Here is a 21134-nt window from a genome sequence, read left to right as displayed (position 1 = left end):
CCTCCTCCTGTGGCCTCCCGCCAGGCGCAGTCCGTGCTGTGACCAGGCGTGTCGACTGTCACATTTGACCCCCTCTTGGGCATAGAACTCACTCTTCCGGTTAGGCGCCCTGCCGCGAGGGCGCCTGCCGTACGGCGCTGACCAGGAGGAACGAGAGACATGCCCGAACTTTTCATCGGTGGAGCATGGCGATCCGCGCTCGACGGCCGGACGCGTGAGATCCGCTGCCCCGCCGACGGCAGCCTGGTCGCGGTCGTCGACGAGGCCGGCCCCAAGGACACCGTGGAGGCCATCGCCGCCGCGCGGCGCGCCTTCGACGAGGGCCCGTGGCCCACCACCTCGGCCGCCGACCGCGGTGATCTGCTGCTGCGGGTGGCGGACCTCCTCGTACGCGACAAGGACGCGCTCGCCCGCGCCGAGTCCCTCGACACCGGCAAGCGGCTGGTGGAGAGCGAGTACGACATCGACGACATCGCGAACTGCTTCCGCTACTTCGGGCGGGCGGCCACCGCCGAGACCGGCCGGGTCGTCGACACCGGGCAGCCGGGCGTCGACAGCCGGGTCGTCCACGAGCCGGTCGGCGTGTGCGCGCTGATCACCCCCTGGAACTACCCCCTCCTCCAGACGGCCTGGAAGGTCGCCCCGGCGCTCGCGGCCGGCAACACGTTCGTGCTGAAGCCGAGCGAGCTGACCCCGCACACCGCGATCCATCTGATGAGGCTGCTGGCGGAGGCCGGGGTGCCGGAGGGCGTGGCCAACCTCGTCCTGGGCGCCGGGCCCGAGGCGGGAGCCCCGCTCTCCGAGCACCCGGACGTGGACCTGGTCTCCTTCACCGGTGGCCTGCAGACCGGCCGTCGGCTGATGGCCAACGCCGCCGCGAGCGTGAAGAAGGTCGCCCTGGAGCTCGGCGGCAAGAACCCGAACATCGTCTTCGCCGACGCCGACTTCGACACGGCCGTCGACATGGCGCTGACCGCCGTCTTCCTGCACTCGGGGCAGGTCTGCTCGGCGGGCGCCCGTCTGCTGGTGGAGGACTCGCTGCACGACCGGTTCGTCGACGAGGTCGTCCGCCGGGCGCGGGAGATCCGGCTCGGTGGGCCCTTCGACGAGCGGGCGCAGACCGGCCCGCTCATCTCCGCCGCCCACCGCGCGAAGGTCGAGGAGTACGTCGCCCGCGGCATCGCCGAGGGCGCGGTGCTGCGCTGCGGCGGCGAGCGGCCGAGCGGCGAGGCGTACGACAAGGGGTTCTACTATCTGCCGACCGTGCTGGACGAGTGCACGGGCACGATGTCCGTGGTCCAGGACGAGTCGTTCGGGCCCGTGCTGACGGTGGAACGGTTCAGCACCGAGGACGAGGCTGTCCGACTGGCCAACGACACCATCTACGGTCTGGCCGGTGCCGTGTGGACGACCGACGAGGCCAAGGCCCAGCGGATGGCGGCCCGGCTGCGGATGGGCACGGTGTGGATCAACGACTACCACCCGTATGTGCCGCAGGCCGAGTGGGGCGGTTACAAGCAGTCCGGCTTCGGCCGTGAGCTGGGGCCGGCGGGGCTCGCCGAGTACCGCGAGGCGAAGCACATCTGGCGCAACACGGCCCCGGCCCCCCAGGGTTGGTTCGCCTAGTCCGTCGTTCTCGGCACCCGCAGAGCCACTCCCCCCTCCCCTCCCCAAGGCTCACCAGGAGTCCGCTCATGACGACCATCGAGCAACCCACCGGACCGAAGAAGACGTCCGATGACACCGAACTCACCGAGTTCGGCTACAAACCCGAGCTCAAACGCACCCTGGGCAACTTCCACACCTTCGCCGCCGGGATCAGCTACATCTCGATCCTGACCGGTACCTTCCAGCTGTTCTACTTCGGCTTCGCCAGCGGCGGCCCGGCCTACTGGTGGTCGTGGCCGATGGTGTTCGTCGGCCAGTTCATGGTCGCACTCTGCTTCGCCGAGCTGGCGGCCCGCTACCCGGTCGCGGGCTCGGTCTACAACTGGTCCAAGAAGATAGGCAATCCGCATCTGGGCTGGCTCGCCGGCTGGATGATGCTGACCGCCTCCATCGTGTCGATCGCGGCGGTCGCGCTGGCCTACCAGCTGACGCTGCCGCAGATCTCCGACGTGTTCCAGATCGTCGGCGACGGCACCGGCAAGTACGACGTGGCGACCAACGCGGTCATCCTGGCCGCGGTGCTGATCCTGTTCACCACCCTGGTGAACGCCTTCGGCGTCAAGCTGATGGCGCGGATCAACACGGCGGGCGTGTTCATCGAGCTGATCGCCACCGTCGTGCTGATCGTGCTGTTCGCCGTCCACATCACCCGTGGCCCGCAGGTGGTCCTGGAGACCAACGGCACCGGCGCGAGCTACGGCAACGGCTACCTGGGCGCGTTCCTCGTGGCGTCGCTGGCGTCGGCGTACGTCATGTACGGCTTCGACACGGCCGCCTCGCTCGGTGAGGAGTCCCTGGACCCGACCCGGAACGCCCCGCGTGCCATCATCCGGGCGATCGTCGCCTCGTTCGTCCTCGGCGGTCTGATCCTGCTGCTGGCGCTGATGAGCGTCTCCAGCCTGAAGGGCGAGCAGCTGTCCACGGACGGTCTGCAGTACGTGGTGCTCAATGTGCTCGGCCCGACGGCCGGCAAGGCGATGCTGTGGTGCGTCCTGATCGCGGTCACCGTGTGCGCCCTGGCCGTGCACACCGCCGCCGTCCGGCTGACCTTCGCCATGGCCCGGGACAACAACCTGCCGGCCTCCTCGAAGCTCGCCAAGATCCACCCGCGTTTCCAGACGCCGGTGCTGCCGACCGTGATCATCGGCGTGCTGGCGCTGGGGATCCTGGTGGTCAACATCCGTCAGCCGCAGATCTTCACCGTGGTGACCAGCATCGGCATCATCATGATCTACCTGGCCTATCTGGGCGTCACCGTGCCGATGCTGGTGGCGCGGCTGCGCGGCAAGTGGCAGCCCGCCGGGGACGGCCGGTTCTCGCTGGGCCGCTGGGGCCTGCCCGTGAACATCCTCGCCGTGCTGTGGGGCGCGGGCATGACCCTCAACCTGATCTGGCCGCGCGCCGCGGTCTACAACGCGGCCGCCCCGTTCCACTGGTACCTGCAGTGGGGCGCTGTCCTCTTCGTCGGGATCATCGCCGGTGGTGGCTTCGCCTACTACTGGTTCATCCAGCGGCACAGGACGGGCGTGCTCGCCGAGCACCGCGTGGCCTCCGAGGCCAGGACCACACCGCCGGTGGCCCCCGCCGCCCCTCTCGCCACCCCTGCGGCGGACTGAGAGCCCCTCACTCACCGGGCTTCACGCGGCAGAGCGGCACGGCAGAGCCACGGCTCGCGGAGCACGGCACAACACGCCGGAAGCCACGCCTGCGAAGCACGGCGCAACAGCGCGGCAGCGCACCACCACCCAGCTCAGCACAGCAGCTCGACAGCACAGCACCCAGGAGGTCAACCCCCCATGATCGAAGACGAGTTCGACTATGTCGTGGTCGGCGGCGGAACAGCGGGAAACGTGGTGGCGGCCAGACTCTCCGAGGACCCGTCGGTCACGGTATGTGTCCTGGAGGCGGGCCCCAGTGACGTCGGCGACGACGACGTCCTGAAGCTGGAACGCTGGATGGGCCTGCTGGAGTCCGGCTACGACTGGGACTACCCGGTGGAACCGCAGGACAGCGGGAACAGCTTCATGCGCCACGCGAGGGCGAAGGTCCTCGGCGGCTGTTCGTCCCACAACTCCTGCATCGCCTTCTGGGCACCGGCGGAGGACCTCGACGACTGGGCGGCCGCGGGCTGCACGGGCTGGTCGGCGGCCGACCTCTTCCCGCTCTACCAGCGGCTGGAGACCAACGACGCGCCCGGCGACCACCACGGCCGCACCGGTCCGGTGAAGCTCCGCACCATCAAGAGCGAGGACCCGTGCGGCAACGCCCTGCTGGAGGCATGCGTCCAGGCGGGTATCCCGACGACGCCGTTCAACACGGGGACGACGGTGGTCCGGGGCGCCAACTGGTTCCAGATCAACTCCGACGAGAACAACATCCGCCAGTCCTCGTCGGTGGCGTACCTGCACCCGATCATGGGCCGTCGTCCGAACCTGGAGGTGCGCACCGGCGTCCGCGCCAAGAAGCTGGTGCTCGACGGGCGCCGCTGCGTCGGCGCCGAGTATCTGGACCCGGACCTGATCCACACCCGGACGGTACGCGCCCGGCGTGAGGTCATCGTCTCCTGCGGCGCCATCGACACCCCGAAGATCCTCATGCTCTCCGGCATCGGCCCCGCCGAACAGCTGCGCGAGGTGGGCGTCGACGTGGTCGTGGACTCGGCGGGCGTCGGCGAGAACCTCCAGGACCACCCCGAGGGCGTCATCATGTGGGAGGCCGCACAGCCGATGCCCACCACGTCCAACCAGTGGTGGGAGGCGGGCATCTTCTACGACACCGAACCGGGCCTGGACCGGCCGGACCTGATGTTCCACTACGGGTCCGTGCCGTTCGACATGAACACGGCCCGGCACGGCTACCCCACGTCCGAGAACGCGTTCTGTCTGACGCCGAACGTGACACGGGCGAAGTCCCGGGGCACCGTGCGGCTGCGTACCCGTGACTACCGGGACAAGCCGAAGGTCGACCCGCGCTACTTCACGCACGAGCACGACGTGCGCGTGATGACGTACGGTCTTCGGCTCGCCCGGCAGATCGCGGCGCAGCCGGCGCTGAGCGGGTGGGCCGGGGCCGAGCTGGCGCCCGGGCCCGACGTACGGACCGACGAGGAACTGTTCGACTACATCCGCAAGACCCACAACACCGTCTACCACCCCGCCTGCACGGTGAAGATGGGTGCGGACGACGACGCCTCGGCTCCCCTGGACGCACGGCTGCGGGTGAAGGGGATCGAGGGGTTGCGGGTGGCGGACGGCTCGGTGATGCCGGATCTGGTGACCGTGAACCCGTGCATCACGACGATGATGATCGGCGAGAAGTGTGCGGATCTTTTGAAGGCCGACGCGTAGTCGCGGCGCCGACAAGGCCGTGGGGAACTGCCGGTCCGTTGGGGCTGGTCGCGCAGTTCCCCGCGCCCCTCACGGGGCGCTGTTGGTCGTCGGCCTCTTGTACATGCGGGTCGCCGTGATCTCCGTGTGGGCCGTCTCTCCCGGCTGGGGCTGCTGGGGGAGACCCGGGCGGAGGTGCTCCTCCACGCTGATGTACTTGAGGCCCGCTCGTAGGTCGGCGTCGTTGCGGAGGCGGATGACCAGGGGGAACTCCGCCAGAGCCGTCGTGTCGAAGAGACCGGTGGTGTAGAGGAGCTGGACGCCGAGGGCGTCCGAGACCGCGCGCTGCAGTTCCAGCAGGTACGTCGCGTTGGCGCGGCCGATGGGGTTGTCCAGGAACAGGGTGCCGGCGTGGCGGTGCTTGTCCCGGCCCCGGTCGTTGCTGCGCAGGGCGGCCATCGTGCAGTACAGGGCGATGGCGGCGGTGAGCAGCTGCCCGCCGGAGAAGACGTCGCCCATCTGGCCGACGGGGACGCGCTCGGCCCTCAGCACCGCGTCCGGCTTGAGGATCTCCACGGCGACGCCCCTGGGCTGGAGCGCGGCGCCGACGCCCCTCAGCAGCAGGGACATGCCGTCGCGGCGCATGTCGGAGTTCTTCTTCACGGCCGCGCAGGTCGCCTCGTCGACGACTTCGCCGAGACGTTCGGTGAGGGTGGCCTGGTCGGGCTCCTCGAAGCGGATCCGGAGGAATTCCTGACCGGACCACTCCCCCAGGCCCTCGGGGAGCCGGGAGAGCCGCTGGGCGGAGCGGAGGGTCGCGAGGGCCGACTCCACGAGGCCCCGCAGCCGGTCGACGATCGAGTCCCGGTTGCGCTCCAGCTGGGCCAACTCGTCCGTGAGGACCCGGAGTCGGGGCGCGAACGCGTCCGCCCACTTCTGGGCGTGCTCGGGGAGCGAGGAGGCGGGCAGCTCCCGGATCTGCTGGCGGGCCGGCGTGCGGACCTGCTCGTAGCGCGTGGAGTTGGCGTGGCGTACGAGGACGTCGCTCGCCTCGCGCACGGAACCCTCGGCGGCGGAGAGGTCGGCGGCGCAGCCGCGCAGGGAGCGGCGGGCCTCCCCGGCGGCCCTGCGGGCCTCTTCGAGCCCGCCCGGGTAGGGCTCGGGCTCCTCCTGGTCGTCCTCCGTGGAGTGGTCGCGCAGAAGGTCCCGCAGGAGGGCGGCGGTCTCCTCGAAGCCGCCGGCCGCGTCCTCGGCGGCGCGGTGGGACTCCAGCAGCTCGGCGTGGGCTTCGCGGGCCTGGGTCAACGCCTCGGCGTGGGACGCCAGTTCGGCGGTGGCCGTGCGCAGCAGGGCCTGGGCGTGCTCGGCGTCGCGCGGGAGCAGTTCCTCGGGCAGCTCGGTGTGGGCCTCGCCGTCCTCCGGCGCGTGCCGCTCGGCCTCGCCGCGCAACCGGCCGAGCTGCTCGCTCGCGGTGGACACCCGGGTCTCCAGGAGCTGGACGAGTTCCTCGGCACGCGCTGCCGCCGCCTGCCGTGAGGGCCCGTCGGAGCCGTCCGGCGACTGGAGCAGCTGCTCGGCGCGGTTGCGGACCTTGTTGGTCAGCCGGTCGAGCTCGGCGATGGCGGCGCTCTCGTCGCTCTCGGCCCGCGCCTGCTCGGCTCGCAGATCGGCGCCGACGCCGACCTTCTCGTACACCTGGGACGCGGCGCGGTAGGCCTCGCGGAGGGCCGCGAGGGGCTGCTTGGGCGCGTCGGAGTCCGTCTCCGGCACGTCGTCGGGGGCGCCGGCGATCTCGGCGCGTTCGGCGCGCAGCGCACGCGCCGTGCGGCGGGCGTCGTCCGCGCCGCGCTGGGTGGCCCGCCGGTCCTCGTCGGCGGCGCGGGCCCGCTCCAGGCAGGACTGGGCTCGGGCCTCGGACTCGGCGGCCTCGTCGGCCAGTTCACGGAGCTTCACCTGCCAACCGGCCCGCTCGCGCAGGCGGAAGGCCAGTCCGGCGAGAGCGTCGGCGGCACGACGGGACTTCTGTGCGGCCTCCTGACGTTCGTCCCGCACCTGGGCCGCCTCGGCGGCCGCCTCCTCGGCCTCGGCCCGCACGGTCCGCGCCTCCGAGAGCTCCGCCTCGGCCTCCTCGGCGAACGCGCGCGTCTCCCGCGCGGCCTCGGCCAGCTCGGTGAGACGTCCCGCGGGGCAGCCCGTGCGCCAGGAGGAGAGCCGGGCCGCCAGCTCCCGGTCCTTGCCGAGCCGGGCCGCCAGCACCCGGATCTCCTCGTCGCGCTCGGAGGCCCGCGCGCGCAGCGCCTGTCGCTCCTCGTCGGCGGCGTGCTCGTCGTGCATGGCCGGGTTCGGGGGGACGAGGAAGACGTCGGAGGAGTGCGCGTCGCCCTCGTCCATGGGCGGCGTCGGTGCCAGCAGGGCCGCGGCCGTGCCGACGGCCACGGCGGACCTCGGCAGCAGCGCGGCGTCGCTCAGTGCCTCGCGGGCCCGGGCGTGCGAGTCGGGGTCGGTGATGATCACACCGTCGACCAGCTCGGGGCGCGCGGCGAGCACGCGCGCGTGATCGGTGGGGTCGACGGCCTGAGCCAGGTAGCGCCAGCCGGGGAGGGCCGGGATGCCGTGCTCACCGAGGAACTCGACGGTCGCCAGGACGTCCGGGCCCGGCGGCAGCAGACCGCCGTCGCCGAGGGCGCCGAGGATGCGGGAGTCGTCGGCCGCGGCGGTGCGCAGCTCGAAGAGGTGGCGCTCGGCGGACGACACGTTCTCGTCGAGCAGTTCGCGCAGTTCGTCGGCGAAGCGGTCCAGTTCCTCGGGGGTGAGGGGGCCGTCTGCGGGATCGCGTGAGGAGCCGTCGGGGCCGGGGCGCCGGACGCGGCCGGAGCCCTGCGGGGAACCGTTCCCGCCGGTCTCGGCTCCGTCCCGGCCGGTGGCGGAATCAACCGAACCGCCGGCCGCGCCGCCGACACCGGTCGCGCCGTCGGCGTCGGACCCACCCCTACGAGGGCCCGGCACCCCGCCGGACGTCCTGCCCACGGCACCCGGCAGACTCAGCAGCTCCGCCAGCCGCTCCTCCCCCGCGAGGGCCTCCGCGGTGCGTCGCTCCCCGTCGTAGGCGCGCTCGGCTGCGATCGCCGCGTCCGCCGCGCGGGCGGCCGTGAGCTCCGCGCGGGACTCGGCGGAGGCCGCCTCCCGGGCGTGCTCGGAGGCGCGGCGTGAGGCCTCGCGGGCGGTGTCCCAGGCCGCGACGGCCGTCTTCTCGGCGTCGCTGGCGGCGAGGGCGGCCCTGGCCGGGTCGGCGTCGGGCGCGCTGTCGTCCAGCCAGCCCGCGCGGACCGCCTCTGCGGTCTCCTGCTCGACCTCGCTGAGCCGTTGCTTCAGGTGTCCGACCTCGCTGCGGGCGCGCTGTGCCTCGGTGGCGGCGACGGTCGCGTCCCGGTGGGCCGCCTCGCCGACCTCCTGAAGGGCGGCCGACTTCTCCTCGCCCTCGTTGGCGAGGTTCTCGGCGCTCTCCGCGGCGGCGTGCAGGGCACGTACGAGGTCGACGGCCGCCTTGGCGCGGGCGGCGAGCGCGGGGGCGGCGTCCCGTTCGGCCTCCTGGATGGCGGCTGCCACCCGGGCGACGCGGTCGGCGGCGGCCCGGTGCCTGAGCACGGCCTCGGCGGCCTGCCAGGCGGAGTGCAGGGTGCGCGCGTCGGCCAGTTCCCGCTTCTGCGCGGCGGCGGTCTTCTCGGCGGCGGCGAGCGCCAACGACGCGTGCCGGTAGGCCAGTTCGGCTGCGATGAGCGCACTGCGGTCACGGGCGGCCTCGGAATGCGTGACCGCGTACGCGGCGGCGGTGACCCGCTGGGCCAGATCGGTGCCCCGCAGTCGCTCCCGGGCGGCGCGTGCCGACAGCCGTCGGGCGAGGGTGCGGGTGCGCCGCTCGGCGCCCGCGTGGACGTCCCGGGCCCGGGACCGGCCCTCGGCCGCCTCCACGATCCGGCGCAGCAGATCCACGGACCCGGCCGTGAAGTCCCGTTCGGCGATCAGCTCCGCGCGCCGGCCGAGCTTGTTGCCGAAACCGGCGACGAGGTCGGCCAGGCCGTCCGTGTCCCGGGTGTCGGTCACGGCCCGCAGCAGCAGGTCGGTGAAGTCGGAGTCCTTCTTCACCGCGAAGAGGCCGGCGGCCTCGCCCTCGTCGGCGTTCATCTCCCGCTGGTAACGGAAGAGTTCGGGGTCGAGACCGAGGTCCGTCAGATGCTCGTTCCAGCGGTCGTGGATCTCCTCCCAGTGCACTTCGAGGTGCGGATACGCCTTGCCCGCCTCGGTGAGGGCGTCCCGGAAACCCTTCATGGTGCGCCGCCGCCCCTGCGCGCCGGACGCGCCCTCGACGGTCGGCCGTACGGCGGTGGACTCGGCGACGGGCAGATTGTCGAGGCTCAGCCCCGGGCCGGGCCGGAAGGAGTACCAGGCCTCGGCGAACTTCCGCGGATCGTTGGAGACCTGTCGCCCCCGCCACTCGCTCACCTTGCCCACGACCACGCACTCGCCGGTCAGGGTGTGCTGCCACTCCAGGGCGACGTGTCCGCAGTCGTTCGCCAGCAGGAACTTCCGCAACACTCCGGAGCTGGCACCGCCGAGGGTGTTCCGGTGGCCCGGCAGCATCACCGAGAAGATCAGCTTGAGCAGCACGGACTTGCCGCCGCCGTTCTCCAGGAAGAGCACCCCGGCGGGCGCCGGCCGGCGCGGCGGTCCCGTCGGCTCCTCCTCGAAGAACTCCGCCTGCTGCGGCGCGGGGTCGGGCACGTACTCGCCCACACCTCTCAGGTCCAGCACGGTGTCGGCGTAACGCGCACCGGCCGGCCCGATGGAGTAGAGGCGGACCCGGGACAGCTCGTACATGGCGGCGGACTTTCGCGGTCGTGACGGTGGATCGTGCGGGGGAAAAAATCGGTGCGGGGGTGGGGGGATCAGGAGTGGAACGGCAGTCCGGCGTCGGCCACCAGCTCCAGGTCGTCGGTGTCCTCGGCGGGCAGCAGCGTGGCCGAGCCGTCGGTGACCGGCACGACGCCCAGCTCCAGCAGTTCGGCCATCGCGGCGCTGCCCGCCATGTCCCGCACCTGGAGCTGATACCGCGCGGTCGTGCGATACGTACCGCCGTTGTCGTCCCCCGTGCGCTGGAGGAAGCCCGAGTCGGTCAGGAAGCCCACCGCCTTGCCGATGATGCCGGTGGTGGACCCGGCGAGTCGGCGGGCGTCCTTGGTGGCCCCGGTGGAGCTGCGTCTCGCCCAGATCCGCCAGGCCGACTCCAGGCCGGGCGCGTCGGTCGCCGGGTCGGTGTTCTCCCCCTGCTCCTCGGCCCGCTCCTCCAGCCGCCGACAGGCCTGCCGTACGAAGGCGTCGACCCCGTTGACCGAGACCCGGCCGATGTATCCGTCGTCCGCGAGGTCCTCCGGACGGGGGAACGCCATCGCGGCCACCGCGAGATGCGCCAGCCCGTGCAGGAAGCGGTCCACCGAGTCCGCCGACGTCCGCCGCGCGTAGTCCCCCATCCGCACCGCGAACACCGAGTCCTCGGCCGCCGTCACCGCCATGCCCGCGCGCGGCGACACCTCCAGGACGACCAGTCCCAGCCCGGTGGCGACGGCATCGGCGAGCCGGGCGAACGCCGGATCCTCGCGGTACCGGCGCAACAGCTCGCCGTACTCCTGGTCACGGGCCGGCTGCAGCTTCGGCTGCAGCCCGAAGGCGACGAGCCGAGCGGCGTCGGCGGCATCGGCGGGAGTGAGGGCGGCAGCCACCGGAGCGGCTGCCGTCTCCGGCTCACTCCACTCGACGTGCTCACTCACGACAGGAACTCCTCGATCTCATAGCCAAGGGGTACGTCAACCCCTCCAGGGGCGCGGGAAACCACGCGATCAACCACGGACGACCCGCATCCGCACCCGCACCCGCACCAACAGCCGGACCCCCGGAACAACGGCCGGGCCCTCGGCGGCGTCCTCACGCCGCCTCCCGGTCCGCTGCCATTCCGGCGGAGTCCAGCAACGCCATCCCCACGATCAGATCCGCCCCGCCGAACTCGGGATCGTCCAGCTCCGTCCCGTCGTCCACGGCGAACAGCAGCTTCTTCTCCCCCTGTCGGTAGGCCGTACCGACCGGGGGGCTCGCCGCGTGGACGGCCAACAGGGCGACCAGATAAGGCAGCTCGGGATCCTGCAGCCGCGCCTCCGCCAGCAGCCCGGACAGCCGCCGCGGCGCGTCCGCCGGCAGATCCAGCAGCTCCTTCGCCGCCGCCAGCTGCTCCTCGCTGAACCGGCTGTCGTCGGGCGTGGCGATCAGATCCGGCTCCGGCATCTCCGCCCCGAGGTGCTCCCGCTCGACGGGCGGGGTGAACAGCAGCTCCACGAGGTCCCCCACCCGCACGGACCCGGGGGTGCGCAACCCGGTGCCGCGCGCGAAGAACGCGTCGGTCACCCGCCGGGCCCGCTCCACGGGCAGCGGCAGCAGGGGTCCGAAGAGATGGCCGTACAGGTCGATCCCGGAGGTCGTCATCGGCGTGGCGAAGGCCTGCCGGTCCTGCTCGGCGCGGAACAGCGGCCCGGCCTCCAGCAGCCGGGACTGCAACTGTGTGTGCCGCCGGATGCAGTCCTTGACGATGTCGACCAGTTCGGCGGCGCGGCGCTTCTGCTCGGGTTCCTCGGACTCGTCCCGGGCCTTGCGGATGTTCGTGAGGATCGCGTTCTCGTGGCGGTAGCGGTCGGCGACGTGGTCGAGGGCCTCGGCGATCATGTCGGGCACGGTCTGGAGCCAGTCGACCGCGCGGACGTTGCGCCGGGTGGCGTCCAGGGCCTTGCGCAGCGTCTCGGAGTACTGCACGGTCCGGTAGCGGGCCTGCTCGGCGGCGAGCTGGGCGTCGGCGAGGCGGCCCCGGCTGATCAGGACCTCCAGCTTGACCTCGGCGGCGATCTGGGCGCTGGTGACGTCGGTGTCGAGGGCGCCCACGAGGACGTTGACGGCCTCGTCGGTCGTGCGGAGGTAGACACCGCCCCCGTAGCCGGGGACCTCCTCGATCAGCTTGAAGTCGTAGTCGCGGCGGACATAGGTGCCGTCGGACGCGAAGGTCCCGTACACGGCCCGGAAACCGCGGTCGACGCTGCCGACGTTGATCAGGTTCTCCAGGACCCAGCGCGCCACCCGCTCGTGCTCCTCCACGGGCCGCCGGGGCGCCTGGGCGGCGATGCGCGGGATGAGGCGGGCGACGATCTGGTCGTGGTCCGCGCCCGTGTCGAAGTCCATGTTCAGGGTGACCAGGTCGATGGCGGCGAGGGCGACCTCGGCCATGCCGTACACCGTGTACTCACCGGCGAGGTTGGCCTTGCGCGCGTCCAGGTCGTGCAGCGGCGCGGTGCAGGCGAGCGCGCGCAGCCGCCGCGCCAGTCCCTCGTCGGCGGCCGGCCCCGGCGCGGGGCGCGGCCCCGCGCTGAGCTGGGGCGGAACACTGTCCGTCGATGCGGGTGAAGTCACGGTGCACAGACTAGGTCCTGGGTCTGACATCGGCCCAAACGCGCCGTCGGGCGGGCCCCGCGCCGCTCACGGGGCGCTGTCCCGCACCCTCCGCCCATAGACCTCGACCAGTCCCCGGAGCGAGTCGTCGAGATACGCCGCCAGCATCCGCTCGGCCTCGTCCCGCTCCCCCCGTTGCAGGGTCCGCAGGATGAGCAGGTTGCGCGCCAGATACGGCTCGTACAGCTTGCGCGGATTGTCCACCACGTGGAACGCGAGCCGGAGTTCGGCGAAGACGCTGCGCATCAGCTCGTCGGTGCGGGCGCTGCCGGCGAGGGCGACCAGTTCGCGGTGGAAGTGGATGTTGGCGGTGGACACACCTTTCCAGTCGCCTTCGTGGGCCAACCGCTGCCCCTCCGCGACGGCTTCGGCGAGTCCTTCGAGGCCGTACGGCGGTTTGCCGAGCCCGTGCACGACGGCGCACTCGACGAGGCGGCGGGTGCGGTAGATGTCCTCCACGTCCTCGACGGTCAACACCCGTACGAAGACGCCCCGGTTGAGTTCGTGGACGAGGAGGCGTTCATGGGTGAGCAGGCGGAACGCCTCGCGCAGGGTGTTGCGGGAGACACCGAGGGCGCCGCCGATGCTGTCCTCGGAGAGCCGGGTCCCGGGCGGGAAGAAGCCCTCGGCGATGCGGCTGCGGAGGATGTCCGAAACCCGCTCGGCGGTGCTGGTGCGCCCCAGGAGGGCGCGGTCGTCGGCAAGTCCCGTCAGTTCGGCGGCCATGCCGGAATTCAATCGCAGACACGAGAACGAAACAACAGGGGTATTGAAGGATCGTTCAACGATCCTCTACCTTGCTGGACAGGCGCCCTTCATCACCACGGCTCAGTCCTCACGCACCCTCCCCCTCACCGCGAGGTGCCCATGAGCACGAACCCTCCCTCTCAGGCCCTGCCCTCCACCGACAAGCCCGCGCCCGACGGCCGCCCCGCCGACGACGACGGCCCCTTCGGCTGGCTGCGGGCGCTCGGCCCGCGTGGCCGCCGCGCCTTCGGCGGCGCGTTCGGCGGCTACGCCCTCGACTCGTACGACTACTTCACGCTGCCGCTGAGCATGGTCGCGCTCACGGCCTACTTCGGCCTGGACAACGGCCAGACCGGGCTGTTCACCACGGTCACCCTGGTCGTCTCGGCGATCGGCGGAGCCGCCGCGGGTGTGCTCGCGGACCGGATCGGCCGGGTGAAGGCGCTGATGATCACCGTGATCACCTACGCCGTGTTCACCGTGGCCTGTGGCTTCGCGCCCAACTACGAGACCCTGCTGGTCTTCCGCGCCCTCCAGGGGCTCGGCTTCGGTGGCGAGTGGGCGGTCGGCGCGATCCTCGTCGCCGAGTACGCGAGCGCCAAGCACCGGGGACGTACGCTCGGCGCGATCCAGAGCTCCTGGGCGGTGGGCTGGGGTCTGGCGGTGATCGTCTACACGATGGTCTTCTCGTTCCTCGACGACGACCTGGCCTGGCGCGTGATGTTCTGGACCGGCGCGTTGCCCGCACTGCTCGTGATCTGGGTGCGCCGCTCGGTCGAGGACGCCCCGAAGGCCGCTGCCGCACGCGAGCAGAGCGCCGACAAGGGCTCGTTCGCCGCGATCTTCCGGCCGGGCACGGCCGCCGCTCCGGGGCTGCTGCGCACCACGGTGTTCGCGGTGCTGCTCTCCACCGGCGTCCAGGGCGGCTACTACACGCTGGCGACCTGGGTGCCCACCTATCTGAAGACGGAGCGCGGTCTGTCGGTCGTCGGCACCGGCGGCTACCTCACGTTCCTGATCTCGGGCGCCTTCATCGGCTACCTCACCGGCGGCTATCTCACCGACCTGCTGGGCCGCCGCCGGAACATATGGCTCTTCGCCGTGCTCTCGGCGCTGTGCATCCTGGCGTACGCGAACATCCCGAACGGCGCCGACACCCTGCTGCTGGTGCTCGGTTTCCCGCTCGGGTTCTGCATGTCGGCGATCTTCAGCGGCTTCGGTTCGTTCCTCAGCGAGCTGTACCCCTCGGCCGTCCGGGGCACCGGACAGGGCTTCACGTACAACACCGGGCGCGCGGTGGGCGCCGTCTTCCCGACCACGGTCGGCTTCCTGGCGGACAGCTGGGGCGTCGGCGGCGCGCTGGTCTTCGGCGCGATCGGGTACGGCCTGGCGGCGGTGGCCCTGCTCGGCCTCCCGGAGACGCGCGGAAGGGAACTCCTGTGAACCACACGACCACGCACGACCCCGACCAGGCCACCACGACGCACGACCCCGGCCCGGCCACCGCCCCGCACGACCCCGGCCCGGCCACCACCTCGCACGACCGTCCCTTCGCCGTCATCGACCCGCACGCGCACGCGTGGACACCCGAAGAGGCGCGCGCCCGGTTCCGTACGGGTGCCGCGGGCCCCACCGCGGGCGTGTCCGCCGGGCACACCCAGGCGAACCTGATCTCGGTGCCCGCCGACTGGGCGTACGACATGCTGCTGTTCTGCCAGCGCAATCCCGAGCCGTGCCCCGTGCTCGACGTCACGGACGCCGGCGCGTGGACGACCCCGCTCGCCCCGGGCGCGGACCTGCGCACCGACCTGCCGCGCTACCGGGTCTGGGAACGCGGCGAGTTGGTGGCGGAGCCGACGGACGTGGTCGACGTCTGGCGGAAGGACCTGGTGTCGTTCCTGATCGGCTGCAGTTTCACCTTCGAGTCGGCGCTGACGGAGGCGGGTGTCCCGATGCGCCACATCGAGCAGGGCCGCAACGTCTCCATGTACCTCACCGCCCGTCGGTGCCGGCCCGCCGGGCGGCTGCGTGGCCCGCTGGTGGTGTCGATGCGTCCGGTGCCGCCCGAGCATCTGGCGGCGGCGATCCGGGAGAGCAGTCTGCTCCCGGCCGTGCACGGTGGCCCGGTGCACTGCGGCGAGCCGGCGGGCCTCGGCATCGCGGACCTGTCCCGTCCGGACTTCGGCGACCCCGTCGACGCGGAACCGGACGACATCCCGGTGTTCTGGGCCTGCGGGGTGACGCCCCAGGCGGCCGTGATGGCCTCACGCCCGCCGTTCGCGATCACGCACGCCCCGGGGCAGATGTTCCTGACCGACGCCCGTGACGAGCAGTACCGCGTCCTCTGACGCACGAGCAGGAGAATGGGTTTCATGAGCTCCATCGATCTCAACGCCGACCTCGGCGAGGGCTTCGGCCGCTGGACGCTGACCGACGACGAGCGGCTGCTGTCCGTCGTCACCAGCGCCAACGTGGCCTGCGGCTTCCACGCGGGGGACGCGGTCACCATGCGGCGGGTCTGCGAACTGGCGGCCGAGCGCGGTGTCCGGATCGGCGCCCAGGTCTCGTACCGCGACCTGGCGGGCTTCGGGCGGCGCGCGATGGACGTGCCGCCCGCCGAACTGGCGGCCGAGGTGGCGTACCAGATCGGTGCCCTGGAGGTCTTCGCGCGCGCGGCGGGTTCGCGCGTGTCGTACGTGAAGCCGCACGGAGCGCTCTACAACCGTGTCGTGCACGACGAGCGGCAGGCGGCGGCGGTCGTCGACGGGGTGCTCCTCGCCGACGCCACGCTGCCCGTCCTCGGACTGCCCGGCTCACGGCTCCTGGAACTGGCGGAGGCGGCCGGGCTGCCCACCGTCACCGAGGCGTTCGCGGACCGCGCGTACACCGACCAGGGCACTCTGGTGCCGCGCGGCCAGGACGGTGCCGTGATCACGGACGGCGACGCGGTGGTGGCCCGGTCGGTGGGCCTCGCCGGCGACGGCACGGTCACGTCCCATTCCGGCGCGCGCATCACCGTCCGGGCCCGCTCCCTCTGTCTGCACGGCGACACACCGGGCGCGGTGGAGCTGGCCCGGCGGGTGCGGGACGCACTGACGACGGCGGGGGTCCGCGTGGAGGCGTTCTCATGAGAGCCCTGCCGGTCGGGGACCGCGCCCTGCTGATCGAGATGGCGACGGGCGAGGAGGCCGAAGCACTGCACGCCGAGCTGCTCCGCCGCCGCGCGACGGGCGACCTGTCGGCGACCGAGATCGTCCCGGCCGCCCGTACGGTCCTCCTGGACGGCCTCGACGCTCCCTCCCACCTCGCCGAACGCCTGGCCTCCTGGGACATCCCGCCCGTCCCGCCGCGCACGGAGGACGTCGTCGAGATCCCCGTCCGGTACGACGGCCCCGATCTGTCGGACGTCGCCGCCCACTGGAGGGTCGACGAGGGCGAGGTGGCCCGCATCCACGCCGGGGCCGAGTACCGCGTGGCGTTCTGCGGCTTCGCCCCCGGTTTCGGCTACCTCACGGGACTGCCCCACGAGGTCCCGCGCCGGGCGACTCCGCGCACATCGGTCCCGGCGGGGTCGGTCGCCCTGGCCGGCCCCTACACCGGCGTGTACCCGCGCGCGTCCCCGGGCGGCTGGCAGCTGATCGGTACGACGGACGCGGTGCTGTGGGACCACGCGCGCGTGCCGGCCGCGCTGCTGGCGCCGGGCACCCGGGTCCGCTTCATCCCCCTGGAGACGCCGTGACGGACGATGCCCTCGTGGTGGTCCGCGCGGGCGCCCTGACCACCGTCCAGGACCGGGGGCGCCCCGGCCACGCCCACCTCGGCGTGCCCCGATCGGGCGCCCTGGACGCACCGGCGGCCGCCCTGGTCAACCGTCTGGTGGGCAACTCCCCGGACGCGGCCGTGCTGGAGACCACCCTCAACGGCTGCTCCGTACGGCCCCGCTCGGCGGTCACGGTGGCCGTCGGCGGTGCCCCCGGTCCGGTCACCGTGGACGGCCGCCCGGCCCCGTGGGGTGCGCCGGTACGGGTTCCCGGCGGGGCCCTCCTCGACATCGGCCACGCACGCTCCGGCGTACGGGGCTATCTCGCCGTCGCCGGTGGAGTGGCCGTCGAACCGGTGCTGGGCAGCCGCTCCACGGACCTGTTGTCGGGCCTCGGCCCGCCCCCGCTGACGGACGGCACCGTGCTCCCGCTCGGCCGCCCGCGTCCCCCGCACGCGCGCGTGGACGTCGTCCCGCACCCGGCGCCGCCCTCGGAGCTGGTGCTGCGCGTCACCCTGGGACCGCGCGACGACTGGTTCTCGGACACGGCGCTGCGCACCCTCACCAGGCACCCCTACGCCGTGTCGTCCGCGAGCAACCGCATCGGACTGCGCACGGAGGGGCCCGCGCTGGAACGCTCCCGGGCGGGTGAACTGCCCAGCGAGGGGATGGTGCTGGGCGCCGTCCAGGTGCCGCCGGACGGCCGTCCTGTCGTCTTCCTCGCCGACCACCCGACCACCGGGGGCTACCCCGTGATCGCTGTCGTCCACCCGGCGGACCTGCCCGCCGCGGCCCAGGCCGCGCCGGGCACGCCGGTGCGGTTCGTCGCCGTACGGCACCGTCGCTGACCGGGGGCGGCGCGCGGCGTCGGGTCGGTCGTGCCGGGGCGCCTCACGCCGGCTCCGGCCGCTGCTCGGGGGCGGACAGCGCGGCCAGGGCCGAGGCCACCGCGTGGGAGGCGGACAGGTCCAGCCGGGCGCTGGTGCCGCGCGCCTTGTGGCGTACCTCGGCGGCGGCGAGGGCCAGGAGCTGCGGCAGCAGGTCCGTGCAGCGCCGGGCCACCCAGCCGGTGCCCGCGGTGGCCAGCCACCAGAGGCCGGCGCCGCGGCCGGGTGCCGCGAACTCGGGCTCGGCGGAGGGCGCGGGGCCGAGGGCGATCCCCGCCTCGGTGAGCAGGGCGTGGAAGCGGAGGGCGAGCTGCCGGTGCCCCCGCTCGCCTGGGTGCAGCCGGTCCGCGCTCCACATCGCGCGGTCCGTCAGCCAGGCGCCCTCCGAGGCGTGCAGATGAACGGCTCCGTGGCGCTCGGACAGGGCGTGCACGACGGTGTTGACGGCCCGCTGCCGTCGGGCGAGGGGCCTGGCGAGCGCCCCGGGCAGGCCGAGCATCGCCCCGGGGTCGGGCAGACAGGCGGTGAGCAGCACCGCCCCGCGCTCCCGGAGGGCCCCGTAGACCACGTCGAGGCGGGCGGTGACGGCGTGGATGTCGAAGGTGCACCGCAGGGTGTCGTTGACACCGATGACGACCGAGGCGACGTCCGGACGGAGTTCGAGCGCGGCGGACAGCTGCCGGTCCAGGACGTCGCGCGTCTGGGAGCCGCTGACGGCCAGGTTGACGAACTCCACGCCCGGCCGCGCGCCCAGGCCCACGCCCGGCCCCTCCCCCGGCCCCCCGTCCGCTCCGAGCCCTTCGGCGAGCAGCGCGGCCCAGCCCCGCCGGCCGCCTGCGACGGGATCGCCCACGCCCTCGGTGAGGGAGTCGCCGAGGGCCACGAACCGCAGGGCTCTCATCCCACGCCCTCCCGCACCGGGCGCCCGACGGTCGCGTCGTGCGCGGCGAGGAAGGCGTCCACCGCGGTCCCCCAGCCGAAGCACTCGGCACGCGCGCGTGCCGCCTCCCTGCGTTCGCCCTCGGACCGGTCCAGCAGCAGTTCGACGGCGTCCGCGAAGGACTCCCCGTTGTCGGCCGCCGTGGCGCCGGCCGATCCGATGACCTCCGGCAGCGCGGAGGAGGAACTGGCCACCACGGGCGTACCGCAGGCCATGGCCTCCAGAGCGGCCAGCCCGAACGTCTCGGCGGGCCCGGGGGCCAGGGCCACATCGGCGGAGGCCTGCAGCGCGCCCAGGGTCTCGCGGTCGCCCACGTGCCCCAGGAAGGTCACCGGCAGCCCCTTGGCCCGCTGTTCGAGCCTGCCGCGCAGCGGCCCGTCCCCGGCGACGACCAGCACGGCCCGCCGCCCGCGCGCGAGCAACGCCTGCAGGGCGTCGACGGCCGTGCCGGGCCGCTTCTCCACGGACAGCCGGGAGCACATCACCAGCAGGACCTCGTCCACGCGCGCGTGCCGTTCCCGCAGCCCCCGGTCGCGCAGGGAGGGGTGCCGTCCCACGAGGTCGACGCCCAGGGGCGCCCGTACGACGTTGCGCGCTCCGATCCGTACGAACTCCCGTTCGGCGAACTCGGTGGTGCACACCACCCGCGAGTAGGTGTGGGCCGTACGGACGTTGAGGGCGTCCGACGCCCGCCGGGCCATGCCCTCCGGCAGCCCCCAGGTCCGCAGCACGCCGTCGGCGGTCTCGTGCGAGACCATCACCGCGCGCACCCTGGCCCGTCGCGCCCACTTCCCCGTCCAGCGCAGCGTGGTCCGGTCGGAGACCTCCAGCCGGTCGGGCCCCAGCGACTCCAGGAGGCGGGTCACCCGTCCCTTGTCCGTGAGAACCCGGTAGCCGCCGGTCCCCGGCAGCAGCGGTCCGGGCAGGGTGATCACCCTGCCCTGCTCGGTCGCGCGGTCGGTGTACCGCTGGCCGGGCACGACCAGCACGGCCTCGTGCCCGGCCGCCTCGTACCCCCGTCCCAACTCCCGCAGGGCGGTCCGCAGACCCCCCGAGGAGGGAGCCACGAAGTTGGCGAGCCGCACGATCCGCAGCCCCGTCCGGGCACCGTCCCTCGGTGCCCCCTCGACAGCGGCCCCGCTCATGCCGCCACCGCCGTCCGCGCCGTCAGCACGTCGGCGTAGTGCCCGATGAGCTGATCGCCGACGGCCGCCCAGGTGCGTCCCTCGACCATGGCCCGTCCGGCGGCCCCGTAGGCGGCCCGCAGCGCCGGGTCGGCGGCGAGCGACCACACGGCATCGCGTACGGCGGCCGCGTCGCGCGGCGGGACGAGGAGCCCCGTGCGCCCGTGGGCGACGAGGTCCAGCGGGCCCCCGGCGGCGGGAGCCACCACCGGCACCCCGCTGGCCATGGCCTCCTGCACGGTCTGGCAGAAGGTCTCGAAGGGCCCGGTGTGGGCGAAGACGTCGAACGAGGCGAAGATCCGCGCGAGTTCGTCGCCGGTGCGGCGGCCCAGGAAGACAGCCCCCGGCAGGGCTTCGCGCAGCCCGGGTTCGCTCGGCCCGTCGCCCACGACCACGACCCGCACGCCCTGCAGACCGCACACTCCCGCGAGCAGTTCGATCTGCTTCTCGGGCGCGAGACGGCCGACGTATCCGACGATCAGCTCACCGTTCGGCGCCAGCTCGCGGCGCCACGCCTCGTCGCGCAGGTCGGGGCGGAACCGGACGGTGTCGACACCACGCGGCCACAGGCTGACCCGGGGCACACCGTGTGCCTCCAGGTCGCGCAGGGCCGCGCTGGACGGGGCGAGGGTGCGGTCGGCGGCGGCGTGCACGGAGCGGATGCGGCGCCAGGCCGCCGCCTCACCGGCGTGCACGTAGGTGCGGGCGTATCCGGCGAGGTCGGTCTGGTAGATGGCGACGGCGGGGACACCGAGACGGGCGGCGGCCGCCATGCCGCGCACGCCGAGGACGAAGGGGCTGGCCAGGTGGACGATGTCGGCCCGGTGCTCGACGATCGCCGCGGCGACCCGGCGGCTGGGCAGGGCGACGCGGACCTGGGGGTAGCCCGGGAGCGGGAGGGAGGGGACGCGGACGACGGGGCACGGCGCCTGGAGGTCGGCTCCGGCCCCCTGGGCGGTGGCCGGGGCCACGACGAGCGGGGCGTGCCCCCGCGCGACGAGGTGCCGCGCGGTCTGCAGGGCGCAGTGGGCCACGCCGTTCACATCGGGGGGAAAGGACTCGGTCACGATGACGACACGCATA

General features: G+C 73.2%; 15 protein-coding genes. 8 read left to right on the top strand and 7 right to left on the bottom strand.

Translation table 11 applies throughout. The features are described from left to right. Positions 1–159: 159 nt before the first annotated feature. From RM704_RS34245 to RM704_RS34235, 3 genes are all read left to right on the top strand, one after another. On the top strand, positions 160–1626 hold the full coding sequence (locus tag RM704_RS34245) for an aldehyde dehydrogenase family protein (protein ID WP_033532502.1): 1467 nt from the start codon (positions 160–162) through the stop codon (positions 1624–1626). Between the two features lie 68 nt (positions 1627–1694). After that, complete coding sequence (locus RM704_RS34240) at positions 1695–3284, top strand: APC family permease (RefSeq protein WP_033532503.1); 1590 nt, start codon at positions 1695–1697, stop codon at positions 3282–3284. A 180-nt stretch (positions 3285–3464) separates the two neighbouring features. Beyond that, positions 3465–5015, top strand: coding sequence for a GMC family oxidoreductase (locus RM704_RS34235; RefSeq protein ID WP_033532504.1), 1551 nt, complete (start codon positions 3465–3467; stop codon positions 5013–5015). A gap of 69 nt (positions 5016–5084) precedes the next feature. On the opposite strand, the gene RM704_RS34230 is transcribed toward RM704_RS34235, so the two are convergent. The 4 genes from RM704_RS34230 to RM704_RS34215 form a co-directional block, all read right to left on the bottom strand. Next, positions 5085–9869, bottom strand: a complete 4785-nt coding sequence (locus tag RM704_RS34230; RefSeq protein WP_033532505.1) for a hypothetical protein — start codon at positions 9867–9869, stop codon at positions 5085–5087. Positions 9870–9937: 68 nt separating this feature from the next. Continuing rightward, complete coding sequence (locus tag RM704_RS34225) at positions 9938–10816, bottom strand: hypothetical protein (protein WP_033532506.1); 879 nt, start codon at positions 10814–10816, stop codon at positions 9938–9940. A 154-nt stretch (positions 10817–10970) separates the two neighbouring features. Next, on the bottom strand, positions 10971–12494 hold the full coding sequence (locus tag RM704_RS34220; protein WP_033532507.1) for a hypothetical protein: 1524 nt from the start codon (positions 12492–12494) through the stop codon (positions 10971–10973). Between the two features lie 66 nt (positions 12495–12560). After that, positions 12561–13259 (bottom strand): GntR family transcriptional regulator, encoded by a 699-nt coding sequence (locus tag RM704_RS34215; protein ID WP_033532508.1) that lies wholly within the window; start codon positions 13257–13259, stop codon positions 12561–12563. A gap of 141 nt (positions 13260–13400) precedes the next feature. Between RM704_RS34215 and RM704_RS34210 the strand changes: the two genes are divergently transcribed. Genes RM704_RS34210 through RM704_RS34190 form a run of 5 tightly spaced genes read left to right on the top strand, consistent with a single transcriptional unit; the run spans position 13401 to position 17888 of the window. After that, the gene (locus tag RM704_RS34210) at positions 13401–14723 is read left to right on the top strand and encodes an MFS transporter (RefSeq protein WP_033532509.1); all 1323 of its coding nucleotides are present in this window, start codon (positions 13401–13403) and stop codon (positions 14721–14723) included. Continuing rightward, positions 14720–15628 carry a putative hydro-lyase gene (locus tag RM704_RS34205; protein WP_033532510.1) on the top strand — a complete coding sequence of 303 codons (909 nt, stop codon included), beginning with the start codon at positions 14720–14722 and terminating at the stop codon, positions 15626–15628. Before RM704_RS34210 ends, RM704_RS34205 begins: the two co-directional genes overlap by 4 nt. Before the next feature lie 24 nt (positions 15629–15652). Next, on the top strand, positions 15653–16411 hold the full coding sequence (locus tag RM704_RS34200) for a LamB/YcsF family protein (RefSeq protein WP_033532645.1): 759 nt from the start codon (positions 15653–15655) through the stop codon (positions 16409–16411). Beyond that, the gene (locus RM704_RS34195) at positions 16408–17019 is read left to right on the top strand and encodes a 5-oxoprolinase subunit B family protein (RefSeq protein ID WP_033532511.1); all 612 of its coding nucleotides are present in this window, start codon (positions 16408–16410) and stop codon (positions 17017–17019) included. The genes RM704_RS34200 and RM704_RS34195 overlap by 4 nt, the downstream gene beginning before the upstream one ends. Beyond that, positions 17016–17888: a 5-oxoprolinase subunit C family protein gene (locus RM704_RS34190; protein WP_033532512.1), complete on the top strand. Its 873-nt coding sequence runs from the start codon at positions 17016–17018 to the stop codon at positions 17886–17888. Before RM704_RS34195 ends, RM704_RS34190 begins: the two co-directional genes overlap by 4 nt. 43 nt (positions 17889–17931) lie before the next feature. Here RM704_RS34190 and RM704_RS34185 read toward each other — a convergent pair whose 3' ends face one another. Genes RM704_RS34185 through RM704_RS34175 form a run of 3 tightly spaced genes read right to left on the bottom strand, consistent with a single transcriptional unit; the run spans position 17932 to position 21133 of the window. Beyond that, positions 17932–18828, bottom strand: coding sequence for an SGNH/GDSL hydrolase family protein (locus RM704_RS34185; protein ID WP_311591867.1), 897 nt, complete (start codon positions 18826–18828; stop codon positions 17932–17934). Beyond that, on the bottom strand, positions 18825–20012 hold the full coding sequence (locus tag RM704_RS34180) for a glycosyltransferase (RefSeq protein WP_052146613.1): 1188 nt from the start codon (positions 20010–20012) through the stop codon (positions 18825–18827). Before RM704_RS34180 ends, RM704_RS34185 begins: the two co-directional genes overlap by 4 nt. Further along, a complete protein-coding gene (locus RM704_RS34175; protein ID WP_033532513.1) occupies positions 20009–21133 on the bottom strand; it encodes a glycosyltransferase family 4 protein in 1125 nt (374 codons plus the stop codon). Before RM704_RS34175 ends, RM704_RS34180 begins: the two co-directional genes overlap by 4 nt. Position 21134: the final 1 nt, after the last annotated feature.

Source organism: Streptomyces gottesmaniae (genome assembly GCF_031845845.1).
GTDB classification, from domain to species: Bacteria; Actinomycetota; Actinomycetes; order Streptomycetales; family Streptomycetaceae; genus Streptomyces; species Streptomyces akebiae.
The sequence above is the reverse complement of the archived record's forward strand: the minus strand, read 5'-3'. Positions and strand labels throughout refer to the sequence as shown.